Origin of the sequence: Achromobacter insolitus (assembly GCF_002209555.1) — a bacterium.
In the GTDB taxonomy this organism is placed as follows: domain Bacteria; phylum Pseudomonadota; class Gammaproteobacteria; order Burkholderiales; family Burkholderiaceae_B; genus Achromobacter; species Achromobacter insolitus.
Genome location: NZ_NJIF01000016.1, coordinates 20792 through 41413, shown reverse-complemented (window position 1 = coordinate 41413; position 20622 = coordinate 20792). Strand labels below are relative to the sequence as shown.

The window sequence follows — 20622 nt, the reverse complement described above, 5'->3', positions numbered from 1 at the left end:
CACGATATGGCCATGCTGGATACCCCCGCGCCCACCGCCTCATTCGCCGCCGGCAAAGTCGCCGCCAGCGCGGCAGACGCCGCCACCGGCTACAAGCGCTTCGATCTGGGCGCGTTCACCTTCACCCGCGACGAGTACTTCGTCAAGGTGCACTGGCCCTCCAAGGGCCAGACGCGCACCCATGCGATCGCGGCAGACGCCTTCCTGCGCGCGCTGATGCGCGACGTGGCCTGGGGTTTTTTCTACGGTTGGGTCAACTTCGACCACGTATTCGGCACGCGCAACCACTACGGCAAGGTGGATGTCTACGCAGGCTCCTTCAATGGCGTCATGAAGGCGGCAGGCGTGGACTACACGGAGACTTTCGACACCCCGCTCATCATGGCCACTTTCAAGGCGATGTTGCATGACTGGACCAACGAAGGCTTCGATCCGTTTGCCGCGCCGGAGGAAACGGGCTCCGCCTTCGGCCGCAAGCACGGCGACAACATCGCCGCGATCGAACGCTCGCGCATCGCCACCCGGCGCATGCCGGGCCTGCCGGAAGACTCTCCACTGCGTGACGACCTTCCGGTCAACCGGGCCTTCGCGGACGTGACTCAGGACGAACCGCAGGTCCATGCCGAACCCGGCTTCGAGGGCAAGCTCCATGCATTCAGCCTGTTCAAGTACCTGTCGCGCTCGGACGTGACCTGGAACCCATCCGTTACTTCCGTCTGCGGCGCCAGCCTGTTCTGCCCCACCACCGAGGAGTTCATCCTGCCGGTGTTCCATGGCAACGATCGCGTGGAGTGGTTCCTGCAGCTGTCCGATGAGATCGTCTGGGACATCGGCGACAAAGACACCGGCGCGCCTCGCGCCCGCATCACCATGCGCGCCGGCGACATCTGCGCCATGCCGGCCGACATCCGGCATCAGGGCTATTCGACCAAGCGCTCCATGTTGCTGGTCTGGGAGAACGCCACCCCCGACCTGCCTCAGCGCTACGAAAGCGGCGAGCTCGCGCCCTACCCCGTCGCGTTCTGAACTCCCCCTTCCCCATCATTACGACTTCTCAGCCATGCAGAACAAACTCTTTATCGACGGCCGCTTCGTGGACGCGGCCGCGGGCGGCACGATAGACGTGCTGAATCCGCACGACGGATCTCTCATCACCGCCATCGCCGCTGCAGAAGCGGAAGACGTGGACCGCGCAGTGCAGGCGGCGCAGCGCGCCTTTCCCGCCTGGGCTCGCATGGCAGCCGCCGATCGCGGACGTCTGCTGCTCAAGCTGGCCGACCTGATAGAAGCCAATGCCGAGGAACTGGCGCAGCTTGAAACGCTGGACACGGGCCATCCAATACGCGACACGCGCGGCCTGGACGTGCCGCGCACCGCCGGCTGCTTCCGCTATTTCGGGGGCATGGCCGACAAACTGCAGGGCAGCGTCATTCCTGTTGAATCGGGTTTCCTGAACTACGTGCAGCGCGCGCCCATCGGCGTGGTGGGTCAGATCGTGCCGTGGAATTTCCCGCTCATGTTCACCAGCTGGAAACTTGGGCCCGCGCTGGCTGCCGGCAACACCGTGGTGCTCAAGCCCTCGGAACTCACGCCGCTGTCGACCCTGCGCATCGCCGAACTGATGGCCGCCGCTGGATTTCCGGATGGCGTGGTCAACGTGGTCCCCGGCTATGGCCACACGGCGGGCCAGCGGCTGGCCGAACACCCGGACGTGGGCAAGATCGCCTTCACCGGATCGACCGCAACCGGACGCCGCATCGTGGAAGCGTCCAAGGGCAACCTCAAGCGCGTGCAGCTGGAACTCGGCGGCAAAGGCGCCAACATCGTGTTCGACGATGCCAATCTCGACGCTGCCATCAACGGCGCGGCCTGGGCCATCTTCCACAACCAGGGCCAGGCATGCATCGCAGGGTCGCGGCTGATGCTGCACGAAAAGATTGCCGATGCATTCCTCGAACGCTTCACCGCCCTGGCGAACTCCATCCGCCTGGGCGACCCGCGCTCCCCCGATACCGAAATGGGTCCGCTGACATCAGCCCAGCACCGCGACAAGGTCCTGTCCTATGTGGGCATCGCCGCCGAACAGGGCGCGCGCCTGCTCGCCGGCGGCAAGGCGCCCGGCGGCGAACTTTCGGCCGGCTACTACGTCGCGCCCACCATCGTCGAGGCCAGGCCCCAGGACCGCGTCGCGCAGGAAGAGGTATTCGGCCCATTCGTCACGGTGCTGCGCTTTGGCAGCGACGAAGAGGCGCTGGCCATTGCCAACGCGACCGACTACGGCCTGGGCAGCGGCCTGTGGACGCGCGACCTGGCGCGCGCCCATAAGCTGGCCGGCGCCATCCATGCGGGCATGTGCTGGATCAACTGCTACAAGCGCGTCAATCCCGGCAGCCCGTTCGGCGGCGTGGGCCAGTCGGGTTATGGCCGGGAGATGGGCTTTGAAGCCATGCATGACTACACTGAAGCCAGGTCCGTGTGGGTCAACGTGGACGCCGCCGTGCCGCCGCACTTCAAGCGCTGAGGAGCCGCCGATGAACACCGCCATGCCGAACGCCGAAACCGCCTTGACCGATGCGGTCGCAGCCGCTTTTGCCCAGACGCCGGATCCCAGGCTGCGCCATCTGATGCAGTCCCTGGTACGGCATCTGCATGCCTTCGTCGCCGACGTCGAGCCCACCGAGGCCGAATGGATGGCGGCGATCCGGTTCCTGACCGAGACCGGCCAGATCTGCGATGGCGCGGTGCGGCAGGAGTTCATCCTGCTCTCCGACACGCTGGGCGTGTCGATGCTGGTGGATGCCATCAACCACCGCCAACCGGGACAGGCCACCGAAAGCACGGTATTCGGCCCTTTCTACATGGCCGGCATGCCCGACCGCGCGCCCGGCGAAAACATGGCGCTCACGCCCGGCGAGCCCGCGCTGGTGCATGGCTACGTCCGCGATACCGATGGCCGGCCGCTGGCCGGCGCCGTCCTCGACGTGTGGCAGACGGCCTCCAATGGCATGTACTCGGGCCAGGACGTGGACCAGCCCCACGGCAACCTGCGCGGCCGCTACCGCAGCGGCGAGGACGGCTACTTCGCAATCCGCACCATCCTGCCCGTGTCCTATCCCATACCGGGCGACGGTCCCGTCGGCCTCATGATGGCGGCAACCGGCAGGCATATCTTCCGGCCCGCGCATCTGCACTTCATGATCGACGCGCCGGGGCACCATAGGCTGGTCACCCATCTGTTCAACGCCGGGGATCCCTACCTTGCCTCGGACGCGGTGTTCGGCGTAAAGCCATCGCTGGTGCTGCAATACGATCCGCTGGGCGCGGACTCCACACCGGGCAGGCGCTTCGGATTCGATTCGGACTTCCACGAGGGACGTTATGACTTCGTGCTGCCCCGCGCCTGACGCGGCCGACGGGGCGGCGCTGTGCTGGCTCGATGACATCCCTGATGGCGGTTCGTTGACAGTGAACTTCGCCGCGCAGCCGGTCATCCTGCTGCGGCGGGGTGAGGCCGTCTGGGCATACCTGAACCGCTGCCCGCACTTCTCCGTCACGCTGGACGCGGCCCATGGCGCCGTCCTGACCTACGAGGCCCAGGTGCTGATGTGCGCCCATCATTCGGCCTTGTTCCGCTTCGAGGATGGACTGTGCATCGAAGGCCCTTGCCAGGGCGCGGCGCTAGACGCGGTGCCGCTGCGCCAGCACGCAGGCCGCGTCTACGCGGCGGATTCGAAACCAGGCAACGCGCCGGCCAGGTCGGGACCCGGGTCGTCCGACGGGTAGCCGCCTTCCTGGACCAGCACGGTCTGGTCATGCCTCACATCGCCGCGCGCACGCCGGCCGCCGTCATCGCCAGGTTGGTTGACGCCGCCCGCAACTGTTGCTACACCCACAGACGCACTGCACTGCACTTGCCCCCAGAATCTCTCCATAAGAGGTGGTTTATGAACAAGCGTATTGTTGTCGTAGGCGGCGGCGTAGGCGGCACCATGCTCGCCAATCAGCTTGCCGGAAAGCTGTACCCCGAAATCAGCCGCGGTGAAGTCTCCATCACGCTGCTCTCGGATACGCCGGATCACTACTACAAGCCGGCGTTCATGTACGTGGCCTTCAATCTTTTCTTCCGGGAAGAACTGAAGCGGCCGGAACGTTCCCTGCTGAGGCCGGAAATCGAGTTCCGCGTCGACAAGGTCACGCGGTTCCATTTCGACAGCCAGGAGGTCTCCACGCAGAGCGGCAAGCGCTACGGCTACGACTATCTGGTCATCGCCACGGGCTGCGTGCCATCGCCCGAGCGCATCGAGGGGCTGAAGGAGGCCGGGGACCATTTCTACCAGTACGCGGCCGCAAGGCAACTGGCCGACCGCCTGTCGCGCATCGAGCGCGGGCGGGTATTCATCAGCGTCACGTTCCCCAGAACGCCCAACGTCCCGCACCAGTGCGGCATCGCTCCCATCGAAACCACGCTGATGTTGGACGACTACCTGCGGCGGCGAGGCGTGCGCGACAAGGTGGAGATCGTCTACACCTACCCGACCACCTCGCAGTTGCTGCGCAACTGCCTGTTCCTGCAGCGGCCAACCTGCGAAGTGCTGCCCGCCATCTTCGAGCAGAAGGGCATACGGTTCCAACGGGGCTTCACCCTGTCGCGGGTCGATCCGCAGCGGCGCATCGCCTATTCGGAGGAAGGCGGCGAACAACCCTTCGACATCCTCATGGCCACGCCGCCGATACGCGCCGTGGACGTGGTGCTCGAGTCCGGCGTGTCGCAAGCGGAGAACGACGAAGGCTGGCTGCCCACCGACCACGAAACCTTGCAGGTCTATGGGCTGCGCAACGTCTACGTCATCGGCGACACGGTCGACCTGCCCGTCAGCAAGGCGGGCGGTTCCTGCCACAACCAGGCGCCGGTCATCGCAAACAACATCGCCGGCGAAATCCGGCTGGGCCATCCGTGCAGCGCCTACGACGGCCGGGTGCAGGCAGTGGCCCAGATGGGGCTGAACGCCGGCATGCCGCTCTGGTACGACTACACGCACGACGTGCTGCCCACGCCACCCACCAAGCTCGGAGGCCTGCTGCGCCACGGCTTCAACCGCGGCCTGTACTGGGCCGTCGCAAGGGGAATGCTATGAACGCGCCGCACGAGGCAAGCAACAGGCAAGCGACGGACACGCCCGCTCCCTTCCTGGGCGGAGGGCCGGGCGCGCGCGCGCTGGCCGACAGACTGGGCCTGCTGGCCGAAGCGGGTAGGCTCGACAACATCGCCGACCTGCTGTCGCTGGCATCGGATCTGGTAGACCTGCTTGACCAGTCCATGGTGGAAAAGCTGGCGCTGCTGTCGGAACAGGCGAGCAGCGCCGCGTGGATCGCCGCCAACACGCTGCGCGACGCCCATGCCCGCACGCAACAGGAAGCGCGCCCCCCCAGCCTGGGGGGACTCATCGGCCTGTTGCGCGACGAGGACACCCGGCGCGGCCTGGCCGTGGTGCTGCGGGCGGTGCAAACGCTGGGCCGGCAGATGGCGGCCCAGCGCCAGGACTACGCCGACGCCCCGTAAGAGGACACGCCGCAGCAAAACGCCGCGCGATATCCGTCCCCGCGGCAACAGGATCGGCTCATGTAAAAAAACCCCGGGAAACTGCCGATCAGGCCAGCTTCCCGGGGTTGCTTTCATGCGGCTCGGCGCTCGCCGCGCCGGACCGGTTTACTGCAAGGTTCGCGTGAAGACGAACTGCCCGTCCTGCCAATCCACCGGCACCACGTCGCGCGGACCGAAGCGGCCTTCCAGGATCAGCTTGGCCACCGGGTTCTCGATCTGCTGCTGGATCGCGCGCTTCAAGGGGCGCGCGCCGAACACAGGATCGAAGCCCGAGCGGGCCAATTCCGCAAGAGCGGGTTCGCTCACTTCCAGGCGCATCTCCTGCTTTTCCAGGCGTTCGCCAAGGCGACGCAGCTGGATGCGGGCGATAGACTCGATGTGCTGCGCTTCCAGCCCGTGGAACACCACCACTTCATCGATGCGGTTCAGGAACTCGGGACGCAGGGTCTGCTTGAGCTCGTCCCACACCACTTCCTTGACCACTTCGTACGGCTTGCCCGCCAAGCTCTGGATATGGTGCGAGCCCAGGTTGGACGTCATGACGATCACCGTGTTGCGGAAATCCACCGTGCGGCCCTGGCCATCGGTCAGGCGGCCATCGTCCAGCACCTGCAACAGCACGTTGAAGACGTCCGGATGGGCTTTCTCGACTTCATCCAGCAGCACCACGCTGTATGGCTTGCGGCGCACGGCCTCGGTCAGGTAGCCACCCTCCTCGTAGCCCACATATCCTGGCGGCGCGCCGATCAGCCGCGCCACCGAATGCTTCTCCATGAATTCGCTCATGTCGATGCGGATCATGTGCTCTTCGGAGTCGAACAGGAACTCGGCCAGCGCGCGCGTCAGCTCGGTCTTGCCCACACCGGTGGGGCCCAGGAACAGGAACGAACCGTAGGGACGCGAGGGATCGGCAAGGCCGGCGCGCGAACGCCGGATGGCATCGGACACCAGGCGCACGGCCTCGTCCTGGCCCACCACGCGCTTGTGCAGGTATTCCTCCATGTGCAGCAGCTTCTCGCGTTCGCCCTGCATCATCTTGGACACCGGAATGCCGGTGGCGCGCGACACGACCTCGGCGATTTCCTCGGCGCCTACGCGAGTGCGCAACAGGCGCGGGCGCCCTTCGCCGCCCTCGGCTTCCTCGGCCGCTTCCGCGGCGCCCACTTCGGCCGCCTTCAGGCGCGCTTCCAGGTCGGGCAGCTTGCCGTATTGCAATTCCGCCAGCTTGTCGAACTGGCCCTTGCGCTGCAGCTCGGCCATTTCGGCGCGCACGCTGTCGATCTCTTCCTTGATGGCCTGCGTGCCTTGCACGGCCGCCTTCTCGGCCTTCCAGATTTCCTCGAAGTCGTTGTATTCGCGCTGCAGCTTTTCGAGCTCGTCCTCGATCGCGCCCAGGCGGCGCTTGGAAGCGTCGTCGGTTTCCTTCTTGACGGCCTCGCGCTCGATCTTGAGCTGGATGATGCGGCGGTCGAGCTTATCCATCACTTCCGGCTTGGAATCGATCTCCATGCGGATGCGCGCGCCTGCTTCGTCGATCAGGTCGATGGCCTTGTCCGGCAGGAAGCGGTCGGTGATGTAGCGGTGCGAGAGCTCGGCCGCGGCCACGATGGCGGGGTCGGTGATCTCCACGCCGTGGTGGATTTCATAGCGCTCCTGCAAGCCGCGCAGGATGGCGATGGTGGATTCCACGTCAGGCTCGTCGACCAGCACCTTCTGGAAGCGCCGCTCCAGCGCCGCGTCCTTCTCGATGTACTTGCGGTATTCGTCCAGCGTGGTCGCGCCGATGCAATGCAGCTCGCCGCGCGCCAGCGCCGGCTTGAGCATATTGCCCGCATCCATCGCGCCTTCGGCCTTGCCCGCGCCCACCATGGTGTGCAGCTCGTCGATGAAGACGATGTTGCTGCCGTCGTCCTGCGCCAGTTCTTTCAGCACGGCCTTCAGGCGCTCTTCGAATTCGCCGCGGAACTTGGCGCCGGCCAGCAAGGCCGCCAGGTCCAGCGACAAGACGCGCTTGCCGCGCAGGGTTTCGGGCACTTCATCGTTGACGATGCGCTGAGCCAGTCCTTCGACGATGGCGGTCTTGCCCACGCCGGGTTCGCCGATGAGCACGGGGTTGTTTTTGGTGCGGCGCTGCAGGATCTGGATCGTGCGGCGGATTTCGTCGTCGCGGCCGATCACCGGATCGAGCTTGCCCTGGCGGGCGCGCTCGGTCAGGTCCATGGTGTATTTGGACAAGGCTTCGCGGTTGGACTCGCCTTCGGCGCCAGAAACGCTTTCGCCGCCGCGCACGGCGTCGATCGCGGCTTCCAGGGCCTTTTTCTGCAGGCCCGCGTCGCGCAGGATGCGGCCGGCCTCGCCCTTGTCGTCGGCCAGGGCCAGCAGGAACAGTTCGCTGGCGATATAGGTGTCACCGCGGCGCGCCGCTTCCTTGTCGGTGCGCGTCAGCACCGCCTGCAGGTCGCGGCCTACCTGGACGTTGTCGTCCCCCTGCACCTGAGGCAAGGCCTTCAGGGCGGTCTCGATGGCCGGTTGCAGCCGATTGACGGCCACGCCGGCGCGCGCCAGCAGGCTGCCCGCGCCGCTGTCGGAATCCGACAGCAAGGCGGAAAGCACGTGAATCGGCTCAATATAGGGGTGATCGTTGCGGGCGGCCAGACTTTGAGCGTCGGCCAGGGCTTGCTGGAACTTGGTTGTCAGTTTGTCGAATCGCATAATGGTCGTTTGGCTTGTTGGGGAGCCTGACCGATACGTGCCGGCTGGCTCGATATCCTGAATATGCGGCCAGATGCGAGAATTTCAACACCCTGCCCGCGCCATGGTTTCTCGACGTGCAGCAACAATCTGACTTATGAGCATATACGTTTTTATCTACGGCACGCTACGCGCGGGCGAAATCAATGATCTGGCTCAAGCCGCCGCGCGGCGCGGCCTGCCGGCAGCGCGCTACGTGGGGCCGGCCAGCGTTCCGGGCAGGCTGGTGGACTTCGGCGACTGGCCGGGGCTGATTCCGGTGAACGACGGCCGGCGCGTGCGGGGCGATGTCTTCCAGGTGGAGCCAGCCCTGGTGGCGCTGATGGACGAGATCGAGGAGTACACGCCCGGCAAGCCCTGTTGCTTTGTGCGGTGCGAGGTCGCCGCGCGCCTGGAAACCCCCTCGGGGGCCCATGAACTGCGCTGCCAGTACTATCCGATAGACCCGGCCCTGCGCGGCAAGGCGGTCGATATCGCGGCCGACGACTGGGTCGGTTACCGGCTCGCCCACCCCCGCCCGGAAGGCCGGTAAGACACCCGTAGTAACAACGGACTACAATAACGGTTGTCTTCAAGCTTTATACCCATTCCGGCATGCGTCCGCGCAATGGGCACTATAGAGGTCATCGTATGCAAAAACGGGTCCCCGTTGCCCCTGATGCCGCCCATTGCTCCACATGCATGCTGGGACATGTGTGCGTGCCCGTGGGCATGGCAGCCGCCGAGGTGGAAAAGCTGGACGAACTGGTGAGGGAACGCGTGCGCCTTGAAAAAGGCAAGCCGCTCTATTCCCTGAACCACCCGCTCGACGCCGTCTACAGCGTGCGATTCGGCAGCCTCAAGACGCAGTTGGAAGACGCCACCGGCCAGATCCAGGTCACCGGCTTTCACCTGCCCGGCGAAATCGTCGGCATGGACGGCATGCTGGACGGCAAGCACGTGTCGACCGCCGTCGCGCTGGAAGACTCCGAGGTCTGCGTCATCCGCCTGGCCGATATCGACCGCATCGCTACCCACCTGCCTTCCCTGCAGCAGCAGTTCCGCCGGCTGATGAGCCGCGAGATCAACCGCTCGCACCAGATGCTGGCCTCGCTGGGCTCCATGCGTTCCGAACAGCGCCTGGCCGCGTTCCTGCTGAACCTGTCGCAACGCTACGCGTCGTTGGGCTATTCCTCCACGGAATTCGTGCTGCGCATGAGCCGCGAGGAAATCGGCAACTACCTCGGCCTGACCCTGGAAACGGTCAGCCGGCTGTTTTCGCGCTTTGCGCGCGACGGCCTCATCAAGATCAACCAGCGCGAGGTCCGCATCCTGGACCTGCCCGCGCTCAAGCAATTATTGGGCCAAGAGGGCTGCTGAACGCCCGCCGCGCCATGCGCCGCGCGCCCATCCTCCCATTGCCTCTGGCGCGGCCAGGCCCCTTGCGCGGTCTGGCCGCGCTGTGCGCCGTGGCGGCGCTGGCGCCGCTCGGGGCACACAGCCAGACGCCCCTGCCTGATCCCTACGATTACAGCGAAACCGCGCCCGCCCCCAAGCGCGCGGCGCCGTTGCGCTGGCAGGCCGTGGAGCTGGGCAAGCCTGGCCACCGCTACAAGATGCCGGTCTACGCCAATCGCGACCTGGCAAAGGACGACCTGCGCGGCATCAAGCAGGTCGTGGTCGTCATCCACGGCGTCAAGCGCGACGCCGACCGCTACTATGAATCCGTCGCCGCACTGCTGGCGCACAACCCCGAGCGGGCGCGCGATACCCTGATCCTGGCCCCGCGCTTTTCCGGCTCGATCGACTCCGGTTTTGGCGGCATGGCGGCTTGGCGCAAGGCAAGCTGGGAAGACGGCGAAGATAGCGTGCAGGCCGCGGGACGCCCCGCGCCGGTCGCTTCGTTCCAGGTGCTGGACGACCTGCTGCGCAGCCTGGATGACCGCAAGCGCCTCTCGTCGCTGGCCGGCATCGTGCTGGCCGGCCACTCGGCCGGCGGCCAACTGGTACAGCGCTATGCCGTGCTGAACAATATCGACGGCGCGCTGCGGCGCGACGGGCTGGCCCTGCGCTACGTAGTCGCCAACCCCTCGTCCTATCTCTACCTGAGCAACGAACGCCCCCGCGCCGACGGCAAGGGTTATGCGCCTTACGAGCGCGGCATCTGCCCCACGTACAACCAGTACAAGTACGGCCCGGACAAGCTTCCTGCGTACTCCCGCGAAACCGACGAGTCCAAGCTCTTCGTGCGCTATGCGGCGCGCGATGTCACCTATCTGCTGGGCGGCGCCGACAACAATCCGGAAGACCGCCTGCTGGACAAGACCTGCGGGGCGGAAGCCCAGGGCGCGACACGGCTGGCCCGCGGCACCGGCTACGCGCAATACGAGCACGTGCTGGCGGCGCGCGGCGCCAGGCCCGTGCCGCTGCATCGGCGCGCTTTCGAGGTCGCCGGCGTCGGCCACAACAGCAAGGGCATGTTCAGCTCGGCCTGCGGCGTGCAGGCATTGCTGGGCGCCGAGGCCCAGGCCCCCGACGGCGCCGCTGCCTGCGACGTCATCAAGCCCCGCGGCAAGTAAGCCGGCGCGCGCCGCCCGGCGCAGAATCCTGACAAAAAGCTGAAGAAAATCAGTGCCATAGCGCGTGCATTTCGGCCCGCGCAGGCGCAACATATCGCCATGCGTGTTCCAGTTCGCGGCCCGTCCGCGATCGCGTGTCCGGCGTCCCCCGACAAACGCACTCGAAGGAAGGATATGACGCAAGCGTATCTCGACATGCCCGACGCAAAGCGCCGCATCAAGGCGATCTTCATCGGCTCCATGGGCAATCTGGTGGAGTGGTATGACTTCTACGCCTATACCGCGTTCGCTCTGTATTTCGCCCCCGCCTTCTTTCCCTCCCACGATCCGGTCGTCCAGCAGTTGAATGCGGCCACGCTGTTTGCGGCCGGCTTCATCGTGCGCCCGCTGGGCGGCTGGCTGTTTGGCCATCTGGCGGACCGTCACGGGCGGCGTCTGTCGCTGATGGTGTCGGTGGGCATGATGTGCGTGGGTTCGCTGATCATCGCGGTCACGCCCACCTATGCCACCATAGGCCTGGCCGCGCCAGCCCTGCTGGCGCTGGCGCGCGTGATCGAAGGCCTGAGCCTGGGCGGGGAGTACGGCGCCAGTGCCACTTACCTGACCGAAATCGCGGATCCGGACCATCGCGGCTTCTATTCCAGTTTCCAGTACGTCACCCTGATCGGCGGCCAGCTCAGCGCCATCCTGGTGCTGCTATTGCTGCAAAACGTTTTCCTGACCCACGAGCAACTGGTGGAATGGGGCTGGCGCATTCCCTTCGTGATCGGCGCCATGCTGGCCGTGATCACTGCCCTGATGCGGCGCGACATGCCCGAAACGGATTCCTACAAGGAAGCCCAGAAAGCCCCCAAGTCGCAGACGAGCTCGCTGCGCGGCCTGCTGAAGTACCCGCGTGAAGTGGCCATCGTGGTGGGCCTGACGGCGGGCGGCACCGCGGCGTTCTACACCTTCACGACCTACATGCAGACGTTTGTGCGGCAGACCTCGGGCTTTTCCGACATCGTCACCACCTACATCATCGCCGGGTCGCTGATCTTCGCGCTGATTCTGCAGCCGGTCTACGGCGCGCTGTCGGACAGGATCGGACGCAAGCCGCTCCTGGTGTTCTTCGGCGTGGCCGGCGCGGCACTCACCGTACCCATCCTGATGACGCTGTCGCACACACGCTCGCCCTTCATGGCCTTCCTGCTGATCTGCGGCGCCTGGGTGTTCACGGCCGGCTATACGTCCATCAACGCAGTGGTGAAGGCGGAGTTGTTCCCGACCAACATCCGCGCCACCGGCGTAGCCGTGCCCTATGCCGTGACGGTGTCCATCTTCGGGGGCACGGCGCCGGCCATTGCGCTCTTCTTCAAGCAGCAAGGGCATGAGGAGTGGTTCTACTACTACCTCGCGGGCATCATCTTCCTGTCGCTGCTGGTGTACGCCACCATGCGCGATACCAAGCATCGCTCGGCCATGCACCAGCACGCCTGATCGCGACAACTTTGTTGCTTGACAACCATGCTGCTTCGGCTTAATACTTAACCTTATGGTTAAGTTTAAAGACGACAGGCTCGACGGCATCTTCGCGGCGCTGGCCGACGGCACGCGACGCCAAGTGCTGGCCGACCTGGAACAAGGCGCGGCCACGGTCGGCGAGCTGGCCCGGCCGCACGCCATGTCCCTACCCGCATTCATGAAGCACCTGCGCGTGCTGGAGGACGCCGGCTTGATCGCCCGCGCCAAGGACGGCCGCGTCGTGAATTGCACGCTCTCGCCCGAACCGATGCGGGCGGCATCCGACTGGCTGGCCCGCTACGAGAAGTTCTGGAACGGTCAGCTGGATTCGCTGGCGCGATACCTGTACCACGAGGAAGAGGTCCACCCATGGAAAACCGAAGCACCCGAGAAGAATCAGCCCCCATTGAACTCCGGCTCAGGCGGCGCTTCGACGCCCCCGTCGAACGCGTCTGGCGCGCCTGGACGGACCCGCAGGCGCTGATGCGCTGGTTTGGTCCCGCCGAAACCCGGCGGGTGCTGCGGGCGGAAACCGACGTACGCGTGGGCGGCACCTACCAGGTAGGGTTCTCCACCGAAGACGGGTTGGAACATCATGCCAGCGGCCACTACCGCGAAGTCGAGCCGCTGCGCCGGCTGGTCTTCACCTGGGCCTGGCGCGACACCCCCGCGGAAGTCTCCATGATCACGCTTGAATTCACCTCTGCCGACGGCGGCACCGAACTCGCCTTTCTGCAGACCCCGTTCGTCGACCAGGCCACCCGCGACAGCCATCAGCATGGATGGTCCGGCGCGCTGGACCGGCTGGCGTCCCATCTGGCGAATCCGGCCTGAATCCGCGCCGTTCGCCCTATCCGGGCCCACCGGCCCGCCCCGAGGAGGCACACAATGCAAACCGATCACCCCGTCGTATCCCGCGCGCAATGGGAAATCGCGCGCGAGGCGCTGCTGCGCCGAGAAAAAGAGCTGACCCGGGCCCACGATGCCCTGGCTCGCGAGCGCCTGGCTCTGCCGTGGGTCAAGGTGGACAAGCCATACCGCTTCCAAGGCGCGGGCGGCTCCCTGGAACTTGCGGAGCTGTTCCAGGGCAGAAGCCAGCTCATCGTCTACCACTTCATGTTCGGCCCGGACTGGGAAGAAGGCTGCGTGGGCTGCTCCTTCCTGGCCGACCACATGGACAGCGCAGCCATGCACCTGCGCCAGCATGACGTGACGGTAGTCGCCGTATCGCGCGCGCCCTTGGCCAAGCTGGACGCCTTCAAGCGGCGCATGGGCTGGAGCTTCCCCTGGTATTCATCCGAAGGCAGCGATTTCAATTTCGACCTGCAGGCCACGACGCCCAAGGCCGACGGCAGCATGGAAGAAAACTCCGGCGCCAGCGCATTTTTCCGCGACCCCGACGGCGAAATCTTCCATACCTATTCAAGTTTCGCGCGCGGCGTGGAAAGACTGGCCGGCGCCTACAACTATCTGGACTTCGCGCCGCTGGGCCGCAACGAGAAGGGCCCGCACTTCAATCTGGGCGACTGGGTGCGCCACCATGACCGCTACGACGACGCCCCGGCCCGCGCCTGCCACGCCTGCGGTTAAACGCGGGCGCTCGCGCGCCGTCCACATGGCCGCCGACGCCGCGATCCTGTGGCTGGGCTGCACGGCGGCCATGGCAGCGGGCTTGTGGATGGACACGCTGCGCACGCCGTCGGCGCTGCTCGCCAGCCAGTGCGCGGCGCCCGGCGGTTTGCTGGAACAGGCATGGCGCCATGCCGCCCTGATGCCCGCCAGCAGCGCAGCCATGTTGATCGCCGCGCTGTTGCCGCTGCCGGGCGCGCCCGCCCTAGGCGCGCGCCTGGCCTGCGCGCTGGCGATGGGTCTGGGCATGCTGGTGGGAGCGCAATGGGGTGTCGCAGCGGCCTTGGCCGCCGGCGCGGCGCCCTTCAGCGGCATGGCCGCCGGCATGGCGCTGGGAATGGCGGCCGCCACGGCAGCCGCCGCAATGCTTGCCGGCGCTAGCGCCGCGCCCCGGTAAGCGGGCGCGGCGGCGCGGCCGCGGCCTCTATCGGCGCAGCCAGCGGCGCCTGGATTTCCAGGGCCGACTCCGCCCGTGCCACGCACGGCAGGATCCAGCCCTCCTCTTTCTCGTCGCGCGATAGTCCCGGCCATTCGATACGGTACGAGATCTCCCCTTCAAGCAAGAGGCACATGCAGGCGCGGCAAGTGCCGTTGCGGCACGAGCTGGGCAGCTTGATGCCAGCCGCCTGCGCCGCCAGCAGCACCGAGGTATCGGTTGGCGCGTCGAAACGCAGACCGGCAGGCTGCACCAGGACGGGAAATGTGGACATGGCGAAGCAGATCCAGCGGGACGCGCCCTCAGGCCGCGTTGTCCTGCCAATCCAGCTTCCAGGCGCCGGACAGCACATTCTGCATCCACAGCACGCAGGTCAGCGTCTTGGCGTCCGTGACGTCGCCCTTGGCGCAGGCTTCGACCAACTCGGCGGGATCCGCGCTGATCACGTCCAGGAATTCGTCCTGGTCCAGCTGGCGCGGCCCGGCGCGCAAGCCGCGCGCAAAGTAGATATGGATGATTTCCGTGGAATAGGCAATGGCCAGGTGCAAGGCACCGGCCCGGGCCCACTGGCTGGCGGTGTAGCCGGTTTCCTCAAGCAGTTCACGCTTGCCGCAGGCCAGCGGATCCTCGCCCGGATCCAGCTTGCCGGCGGGGAACTCCGTCATGACGCGCCCTATCGGATAGCGGTACTGCCGCTCCAGCAGCACCCGGCCGTCGTCCAGCAACGGGATCACCACCACCGCGCCGGGATGCACCACGTATTCGCGCGTGGCCGTATTGCCGTTGGGCAGGCTGACCGTGTCGCGGCGGATCTTGAGAAAGGCGCCGTTGTAAGGAGCCTCGCTGGCGACGAGTTTTTCTTCGAGATGGGAATCGGGCTTGCGGGTCATGTGGGATTCCAGAACCTGGCTAGCCGCGCGTAGCAGAGCGCGTGCGCGGGCAACACGGAGCTTACCATCGCCACATGAACAGCTCAGCCGAACTTGCGGCGCGCGTCCAGCGCCAGGCCGGCGCCGATGCTGCCGAACAGATCGCCTTCCACGCTGCGCGCCTCGGGCACCAGCGCCGACACCGATTCGCGCAGGCGTGGAACGCGGCTGGAGCCGCCGGTGAAGAACACGGTGTCCACGTCCGAAGTCGACACGCCGGCATCGCGCAGCAGCGCGCCTACCGTGGTTTCGACCTTCTCGATCAGGCGCCCGACGCAGGCATCGAAAGACGCCCGCGTCACGTCCACGCCCAGTTCCGGCGCGATGCGCGACAGGTCGATGCGCGTGGCAGGCGCGTCCGACAGTGCGATCTTGGCCTCTTCGACCTGCACCGCCACCCAGTGGCCGGCGCGCTGCTTGACCAGGTTGAGCAGCAAATCGATCTTCTCGCGGTCCCCGGCTTCGGCGCGGATGTAGGCGAAGTGCTCGGCGGCCTTGCGGCTATAGGCCTGGTTGATGGTGTGCCAGCAGGCCAGATTGCCATATTGCGTGGACGGCACATCCTTGCCGCTGCGCAGTTGGCTGCCCAGCCCCAGCATTGGCATCACGTGGGCCAGGCTGAGCTGCTTGTCGAAGTCCACCCCACCGATGTGCACACCGCCATAGGCCAGGATGTCTTCCCGGCGGTCGGCCTTGGCGGCACGGCCGGGCCCCAGGCGGATCAAAGAAAAGTCGGACGTGCCGCCGCCGATGTCGATGACCAGTACCAGTTCTTCGCGGTCGATCTGCGATTCGTAGTCGAATGCGGCAGCCAGCGGTTCGAACTGGAATTCGATATCGGTAAAACCGACGCTGCGCGCAATCTCGCCCAGGGTGTCCTGGGCCGTCTGGTCGGCGGCCGGGTTGTCGTCCACGAAGAACACTGGCCGGCCCAGCACGGCGCGAGTGAAGCCACGCCCGGCAGCCGTCTCGGCGCGGCGCTTGAGTTCGGCGATGAAGCGCGTCAGCAAGACGCGGAACGGAATCGAACGGCCTTGCACTTCGGTCGAGCCGTCGATCAGCGAGCTGCCCAGCAGGCTCTTCATGGAGCGCATCAAGCGCCCGTCGTAACCCGCCAGGTAATCGGAAATGGCGGCGCGGCCGTAGCTGACCTCGGCGTCTTCGTCATGGAAGAAAATGGCCGAAGGCAAGGTGGTCTTGCCGTCTTCCAGGGCGAGGAGCGCGCGCTGATCGGGGCGGCTCCAGCCCACGGTGGAATTGGACGTGCCGAAATCGACGCCGCATGCGGAGGAAATCATGGGGAATTCTGGGGCTGAAAGCAAAACGGCGCACAAGTGTAGCCGCAACCGCCGGAATCGCCATGTCAATTCGCCCGCCCCAGGGTCCGGGCCGTGAACGCCAGCGTCACCGCCGCCACCAGCAAGCCGCTGGCGAAGCCGCCTGAGTAGCCGACCTGGGCCGCCAGGCCGGTCATAAGCGACGAGGTCAGGATCTCTCCCAGGTCGCGCGCGCTCTGCACGGCGGTCATGTCGGTGCCGGCCTGTTCGCCGCGGCTGGCGAAACGCATGGCCAGCGTCATCAGGGCCACGGAAGCCGCCCCCGCGCCGAATGCGCCCAGCGCCTGCGCGCCCAAGGCCGTGCCGGCCTGCGCCGCCATCCAGCCCTGGGCTTGCGCCATCCAGGCCAGCGCCGCCACGCCGGAGGCGGCCAAGCCCAGCGCCAGGACGGCCCGCGCGCCCAGCCGGCCGATCAGCCATGCGCCGCCGCCGCAACCCAGCAATACCGTCACCACGCCGCCCGCCATGCCGATGCGCCCCACCGTCTCGACGGCCCAGCCTTCGTCCACCAGGAACAACTTGGACAAGCCGTAGCCCGCCACTGCCGTCATGGCGGACAGGAACGCGGCCGCCGCCAGGGCCCAACCGCCGGGGCGGCGCACGAATGCAGCCAGCGTGGCGCGTTGCCTGGTCAATGGCGCGGCCAACGCCGTTTCACGCCAGGTCGCTGCCAACAGCAAGCTGACCGCGACCACGGCAGCCAGCGTCAACAGCGCGCCGGTCTGCCCCATATGCCCTGCCAGCATCAGGCAGCCCGGCCCGCCGAAGAAGAAACCCACCATCGTGCCGCCCACCTGAACGGCATTGGCGCGCGCCAGGGCTTGCCCCTGGAAGCGTTCCGCCGTCAGTCCATCCGTGGCGATGTCCTGCGTGGCGCTGGCAAGGGAAGCCAGCGCCATCAGGACCACCACCCAGGGCGCCGCCACGGCATCGATGCCCAGGAACGCCAGCCCCACCAGGCAGGCCAGCACGATGGACTGCATCGGCACGATCCAGCTGCGCCGCCGCCCCATGGCGCGGGTCCAACGGTTGTCCACCACGGGGGCCCACAGGAATTTCAATACCCACGGCAGGCCGACCAGCGGCAGCCAGGCCAGCGCCTGCAGGTCCGCGCCGTCTCGGCGCAGCAGCGCAGGCAAGGCTTCCATGGCCACGCCCAGCGGTATGCCCTGAGAGAAATACAAGGCGCCTATCATCACGAACAGGCGTCCTTCTGCAATACGGTTCACGTCAGACTTCCTTCTACATAGGGTTGCGGGATGGCTTCGCCCGCGGCGCGTCCGCGGGACGATGTTCGCTGCCCTGCCCCGGCGTCACGAACAGGATCTTGCCGGGACAGGCCACGTGCAGCCGATGCCACACGCCGCGCGGCACGATGGCGCTGCGCCGGGTATCCAGCAGCATGTCGGTCTCGGCGCCTTCCTCATCCATCAAGGTGACCACCACACGGCCTTCCAGCACGCAAAGCATTTCGTCGCCGGCGGGATGACGCTCCCATATGTCGCCATGCACATCGGCATCCGTAGCCACGGCCTTGATGCCGAGCAACCAGCCGTCCTCCGGCTCCAGCCTGCGCAACCTGCCCACATCGCGCATGGCACCGTCGCGCCGCAGCGCCACGAAGTGGTCCAGCCAGTCGAACACCGTTTCCGTATCGAGTGCACTCATTGATCTCTCCTTCTCGTTGCCGGCGGACGCCTGCCGATGGCGCCCGCCGGAAATACTCAATATTCAGCGCGCAGAGTCAGCATGACGTTGCGAGGCTCGCCGTAGCGGTTGTTCCAGGCGGTGCCTGACAAGCTCTGGTAATAGCCGCGGTCGAACAGGTTGTTGACGTTGAGCGCGGCGGTCACGTGCTTGTCCACGCGGTAGGCCATGCGCACATCAACCAGCGCGTAGCCGCCCTGGCGCATCGTGATGGGGCCGGACACCGTGGAATAGCCTGACTGCACCTGCAAGCCGCCCCCGACGCTCAGCCGCCGTTCCAGCCCGGGCAAGGCATAGTTCGTCCACAGCCTGAAGATGTGTTTGGGCGTAAAGCGCGCAAAGGGCTGGCCGCCGGACTCCGAATCCGTCAGGTACTTGCTGGTGTTGAAGGTGTAGCCTGCCGCCACCGTCCAGTAAGGGGTGATGCTGCCGGAGGCTTCGGCCTCGATACCGCGGCTGCGGACTTCCCCGCCCGAGATGTAGTAGCAATTGCGGCCCACGCAGGGCCAGGCCGGATCTTCCTGCGCGCGATTCTTCTGCTGGATCTGGAACACCGCCAATGACACGTTCAGCGCGCCGTCCGCGAGTTCGCCCTTGACGCCAGCCTCGTAGTTGGTGCCGGTGATGGGATCCAATGGCTTGCCGTCGCGCGTCAGTTCGCCCTGGGGCTGGAACACCTGCGCATAGCTGCCATACAGCGACCACTGGCGGTCCAGGTCCACGATCAATCCGCCATACGGCGTGAATTCGGGATCGATGCGCTGCCGTGCCCCGGGCGCGCTCTGGTTCCACCAGCTCATGCGCCCGCCCAGCACCAGTGTCAATGGATCGGCCAGGGAGAAGCGGCCCATGCCGTATATGCCCTGTTGTTTCAGCCGGGTTTCGCCCGGCGAGGTGTACGGACCCACGCCCGGCTCGGGCACGCTGTGCGGATCCCAGTCAAAGACGTTCACCGGTACGTTCGGATAAGGCGTGAGGTTCGCGCTGCGCTGTTCGGACGTGGTGCGCTGGGCATTGCCGCCCAGCAACAGTTCATGGCGCCGGCCGAACAGCTCCACGGGGCCGCCGACATAGGCGTCCACGCTGGCCTGGGTGTTGTCGAACTTGTAGGCAGCGCCCATCAGCGAAGACCCCAGTCCGGTCTGGCGGTCGATCGCGCCGTAGGCGCCGGCGTATTTCAGGTTGCTGTCCGCCGTCAGGTAATTGGCGCTGACCTTGGCGCTCCAGCCGTGGCCGAAGCGATGTTCCAGGTCCGCGAACACGCGCGTCGTGTCCCAGTTGAAACGGTCCCAGGCCACATCCAGGTAGGTCGAGCGCTTCAGGCCGATGTCGCCGCCGTCCTTGTAGCGCGGAACCCCGGCCATGTTGGTGGTGGAACGGATGCGTTGGTACTGCAGGCCGGCGGACAACACGGTGTCCGGACCTAGGTCCACCTCGCCTATGCCATAGAACAATGCCGATTTCTGGTCCGCGACATCGTAGAAATAGCCACGGTCCTCGACGGCGCTGACGATGCGGCCCCGCGCGCTGCCGCTATCGTTCAACGGTCCGCCCAGGTCGGCTTCGGCCCGATAGCGGTCCCAACTGCCGGCGCTGAGCGAGCCGTTGAACGACAGTTCCCGCAGGGGCCGCTTGCGCACCAGGTTCACCGTGGCAGCGGGATTGCCCGCGCCGTGCATCAGGCCGTTGGCGCCGCGCAGGATCTCCACGCGCTCGTACACCGCCATATCCTGCGGCGACGCGGCCATGTTGCCCATGAGCACCGGCACCCCATCCTGCTCGAACGAATCCACCTTGAACCCGCGCGCATAGTAGGCGGTGGTCAGTAGCTGATACGGCTGCACCGTTATGCCGGTGGCATGCTGCATTACCTCGTCCAGGCTTTGCAGATTCTGCTCGCGCATGCGCTCCTGTCCGATCACCGTCACCGACTGTGGAATCTCGCGCAGCGTCAACGGCAGCTTGCTCACGCTTGCCGCCGTTTCCGCCATGCCTTCGCCGCTGACGGTCACCGCCGGCAACGACGCGGTCTCTTGCGCCAGCACCGGCCCCGCCGCCACAAACAGCCACAGCGGCCAATGGAATGCGCATGCCGCGCTCCTGCGCGATGCGCCCGCCCCCGTTTTCACCTGTTTTCGCACTGCCTGTCCTCTTAGAACTTTATTGAGAA

General features: G+C 66.2%; 21 protein-coding genes. 14 read left to right on the top strand and 7 right to left on the bottom strand.

The window, feature by feature from the left end:
- Window positions 1–6: 6 nt before the first annotated feature.
- From CEY08_RS29060 to CEY08_RS29035, 6 genes are all read left to right on the top strand, one after another.
- A complete protein-coding gene (locus CEY08_RS29060; protein WP_063640386.1) occupies window positions 7–1026 on the top strand; it encodes a hypothetical protein in 1020 nt (339 codons plus the stop codon).
- Window positions 1027–1060: 34 nt separating this feature from the next.
- Window positions 1061–2521, top strand: coding sequence for an aldehyde dehydrogenase family protein (locus CEY08_RS29055; protein ID WP_076814451.1), 1461 nt, complete (start codon window positions 1061–1063; stop codon window positions 2519–2521).
- 10 nt (window positions 2522–2531) lie between these two features.
- Complete coding sequence (locus tag CEY08_RS29050) at window positions 2532–3404, top strand: intradiol ring-cleavage dioxygenase (RefSeq protein WP_088607864.1); 873 nt, start codon at window positions 2532–2534, stop codon at window positions 3402–3404.
- A complete protein-coding gene (locus CEY08_RS29045) occupies window positions 3379–3783 on the top strand; it encodes a Rieske (2Fe-2S) protein (RefSeq protein ID WP_063640389.1) in 405 nt (134 codons plus the stop codon). The genes CEY08_RS29050 and CEY08_RS29045 overlap by 26 nt, the downstream gene beginning before the upstream one ends.
- Window positions 3784–3944: 161 nt before the next feature.
- Window positions 3945–5135, top strand: a complete 1191-nt coding sequence (locus CEY08_RS29040; protein WP_076814453.1) for an NAD(P)/FAD-dependent oxidoreductase — start codon at window positions 3945–3947, stop codon at window positions 5133–5135.
- Entirely contained in the window at window positions 5132–5560 is a 429-nt protein-coding gene (locus CEY08_RS29035; RefSeq protein WP_076814455.1) for a DUF1641 domain-containing protein, read from the top strand. The genes CEY08_RS29040 and CEY08_RS29035 overlap by 4 nt, the downstream gene beginning before the upstream one ends.
- A 147-nt stretch (window positions 5561–5707) precedes the next feature.
- Here the strand turns inward: CEY08_RS29035 and clpB are convergent, their stop codons facing one another.
- Complete coding sequence (gene clpB, locus CEY08_RS29030; RefSeq protein ID WP_042794243.1) at window positions 5708–8314, bottom strand: ATP-dependent chaperone ClpB; 2607 nt, start codon at window positions 8312–8314, stop codon at window positions 5708–5710.
- Between the two features lie 136 nt (window positions 8315–8450).
- Here clpB and CEY08_RS29025 point away from each other — a divergent pair, with 136 nt between their 5' ends.
- From CEY08_RS29025 to CEY08_RS28990, 8 genes are all read left to right on the top strand, one after another.
- Entirely contained in the window at window positions 8451–8885 is a 435-nt protein-coding gene (locus CEY08_RS29025; RefSeq protein ID WP_076814457.1) for a gamma-glutamylcyclotransferase family protein, read from the top strand.
- Between the two features lie 98 nt (window positions 8886–8983).
- Window positions 8984–9712, top strand: a complete 729-nt coding sequence (locus CEY08_RS29020) for a helix-turn-helix domain-containing protein (RefSeq protein WP_042794244.1) — start codon at window positions 8984–8986, stop codon at window positions 9710–9712.
- A gap of 14 nt (window positions 9713–9726) precedes the next feature.
- Window positions 9727–10911, top strand: coding sequence for an alpha/beta fold hydrolase (locus tag CEY08_RS29015; protein WP_076814460.1), 1185 nt, complete (start codon window positions 9727–9729; stop codon window positions 10909–10911).
- A gap of 174 nt (window positions 10912–11085) precedes the next feature.
- Window positions 11086–12390, top strand: a complete 1305-nt coding sequence (locus CEY08_RS29010; RefSeq protein ID WP_076814462.1) for an MFS transporter — start codon at window positions 11086–11088, stop codon at window positions 12388–12390.
- Between the two features lie 55 nt (window positions 12391–12445).
- The gene (locus CEY08_RS29005) at window positions 12446–12898 is read left to right on the top strand and encodes an ArsR/SmtB family transcription factor (protein WP_076814464.1); all 453 of its coding nucleotides are present in this window, start codon (window positions 12446–12448) and stop codon (window positions 12896–12898) included.
- The gene (locus CEY08_RS29000; RefSeq protein WP_076814466.1) at window positions 12784–13248 is read left to right on the top strand and encodes an SRPBCC family protein; all 465 of its coding nucleotides are present in this window, start codon (window positions 12784–12786) and stop codon (window positions 13246–13248) included. Before CEY08_RS29005 ends, CEY08_RS29000 begins: the two co-directional genes overlap by 115 nt.
- 54 nt (window positions 13249–13302) lie before the next feature.
- Window positions 13303–14004 carry a DUF899 domain-containing protein gene (locus tag CEY08_RS28995; protein WP_063640396.1) on the top strand — a complete coding sequence of 234 codons (702 nt, stop codon included), beginning with the start codon at window positions 13303–13305 and terminating at the stop codon, window positions 14002–14004.
- A complete protein-coding gene (locus CEY08_RS28990; protein ID WP_232033833.1) occupies window positions 13955–14440 on the top strand; it encodes a hypothetical protein in 486 nt (161 codons plus the stop codon). Before CEY08_RS28995 ends, CEY08_RS28990 begins: the two co-directional genes overlap by 50 nt.
- Here the strand turns inward: CEY08_RS28990 and CEY08_RS28985 are convergent.
- The 6 genes from CEY08_RS28985 to CEY08_RS28960 all read right to left on the bottom strand — a co-directional run bounded on the left by CEY08_RS28985 (window position 14421) and on the right by CEY08_RS28960 (window position 20593).
- Complete coding sequence (locus CEY08_RS28985) at window positions 14421–14753, bottom strand: 2Fe-2S iron-sulfur cluster-binding protein (protein WP_042794247.1); 333 nt, start codon at window positions 14751–14753, stop codon at window positions 14421–14423. The two genes, CEY08_RS28990 and CEY08_RS28985, sit on opposite strands and share 20 nt — an antisense overlap.
- Before the next feature lie 28 nt (window positions 14754–14781).
- The gene (locus CEY08_RS28980) at window positions 14782–15369 is read right to left on the bottom strand and encodes an NUDIX domain-containing protein (RefSeq protein ID WP_063640397.1); all 588 of its coding nucleotides are present in this window, start codon (window positions 15367–15369) and stop codon (window positions 14782–14784) included.
- A gap of 83 nt (window positions 15370–15452) precedes the next feature.
- Window positions 15453–16706, bottom strand: coding sequence for an Hsp70 family protein (locus CEY08_RS28975; protein WP_042794248.1), 1254 nt, complete (start codon window positions 16704–16706; stop codon window positions 15453–15455).
- Between the two features lie 65 nt (window positions 16707–16771).
- Complete coding sequence (locus CEY08_RS28970) at window positions 16772–17941, bottom strand: RhtX/FptX family siderophore transporter (RefSeq protein WP_275300924.1); 1170 nt, start codon at window positions 17939–17941, stop codon at window positions 16772–16774.
- A 46-nt stretch (window positions 17942–17987) separates the two neighbouring features.
- The gene (locus tag CEY08_RS28965) at window positions 17988–18413 is read right to left on the bottom strand and encodes a cupin domain-containing protein (RefSeq protein WP_042794249.1); all 426 of its coding nucleotides are present in this window, start codon (window positions 18411–18413) and stop codon (window positions 17988–17990) included.
- Between the two features lie 56 nt (window positions 18414–18469).
- Window positions 18470–20593: a TonB-dependent siderophore receptor gene (locus CEY08_RS28960; RefSeq protein ID WP_408609580.1), complete on the bottom strand. Its 2124-nt coding sequence runs from the start codon at window positions 20591–20593 to the stop codon at window positions 18470–18472.
- Between the last annotated feature and the right edge of the window lie 29 nt (window positions 20594–20622).

What these genes read in the sequence shown, in the direction of transcription:
- CEY08_RS28970 (WP_275300924.1), bottom strand. Translation starts at nt 17,941, where the DNA reads ATGATAGGCGCCTTGTATTTCTCTCAGGGCATACCGCTGGGCGTGGCC.
- CEY08_RS29025 (WP_076814457.1), top strand. Translation starts at nt 8,451, where the DNA reads ATGAGCATATACGTTTTTATCTACGGCACGCTACGCGCGGGCGAAATC.
- CEY08_RS29060 (WP_063640386.1), top strand. Translation starts at nt 7, where the DNA reads ATGGCCATGCTGGATACCCCCGCGCCCACCGCCTCATTCGCCGCCGGC.
- CEY08_RS29050 (WP_088607864.1), top strand. Translation starts at nt 2,532, where the DNA reads ATGAACACCGCCATGCCGAACGCCGAAACCGCCTTGACCGATGCGGTC.
- CEY08_RS29010 (WP_076814462.1), top strand. Translation starts at nt 11,086, where the DNA reads ATGACGCAAGCGTATCTCGACATGCCCGACGCAAAGCGCCGCATCAAG.
- CEY08_RS28980 (WP_063640397.1), bottom strand. Translation starts at nt 15,369, where the DNA reads ATGACCCGCAAGCCCGATTCCCATCTCGAAGAAAAACTCGTCGCCAGC.
- CEY08_RS28990 (WP_232033833.1), top strand. Translation starts at nt 13,955, where the DNA reads ATGACCGCTACGACGACGCCCCGGCCCGCGCCTGCCACGCCTGCGGTT.
- CEY08_RS29020 (WP_042794244.1), top strand. Translation starts at nt 8,984, where the DNA reads ATGCAAAAACGGGTCCCCGTTGCCCCTGATGCCGCCCATTGCTCCACA.
- CEY08_RS29005 (WP_076814464.1), top strand. Translation starts at nt 12,446, where the DNA reads ATGGTTAAGTTTAAAGACGACAGGCTCGACGGCATCTTCGCGGCGCTG.
- CEY08_RS29040 (WP_076814453.1), top strand. Translation starts at nt 3,945, where the DNA reads ATGAACAAGCGTATTGTTGTCGTAGGCGGCGGCGTAGGCGGCACCATG.
- clpB (WP_042794243.1), bottom strand. Translation starts at nt 8,314, where the DNA reads ATGCGATTCGACAAACTGACAACCAAGTTCCAGCAAGCCCTGGCCGAC.
- CEY08_RS28985 (WP_042794247.1), bottom strand. Translation starts at nt 14,753, where the DNA reads ATGTCCACATTTCCCGTCCTGGTGCAGCCTGCCGGTCTGCGTTTCGAC.
- CEY08_RS29035 (WP_076814455.1), top strand. Translation starts at nt 5,132, where the DNA reads ATGAACGCGCCGCACGAGGCAAGCAACAGGCAAGCGACGGACACGCCC.
- CEY08_RS28995 (WP_063640396.1), top strand. Translation starts at nt 13,303, where the DNA reads ATGCAAACCGATCACCCCGTCGTATCCCGCGCGCAATGGGAAATCGCG.
- CEY08_RS29055 (WP_076814451.1), top strand. Translation starts at nt 1,061, where the DNA reads ATGCAGAACAAACTCTTTATCGACGGCCGCTTCGTGGACGCGGCCGCG.
- CEY08_RS29045 (WP_063640389.1), top strand. Translation starts at nt 3,379, where the DNA reads ATGACTTCGTGCTGCCCCGCGCCTGACGCGGCCGACGGGGCGGCGCTG.
- CEY08_RS28975 (WP_042794248.1), bottom strand. Translation starts at nt 16,706, where the DNA reads ATGATTTCCTCCGCATGCGGCGTCGATTTCGGCACGTCCAATTCCACC.
- CEY08_RS29015 (WP_076814460.1), top strand. Translation starts at nt 9,727, where the DNA reads ATGCGCCGCGCGCCCATCCTCCCATTGCCTCTGGCGCGGCCAGGCCCC.
- CEY08_RS29000 (WP_076814466.1), top strand. Translation starts at nt 12,784, where the DNA reads ATGGAAAACCGAAGCACCCGAGAAGAATCAGCCCCCATTGAACTCCGG.
- CEY08_RS28965 (WP_042794249.1), bottom strand. Translation starts at nt 18,413, where the DNA reads ATGAGTGCACTCGATACGGAAACGGTGTTCGACTGGCTGGACCACTTC.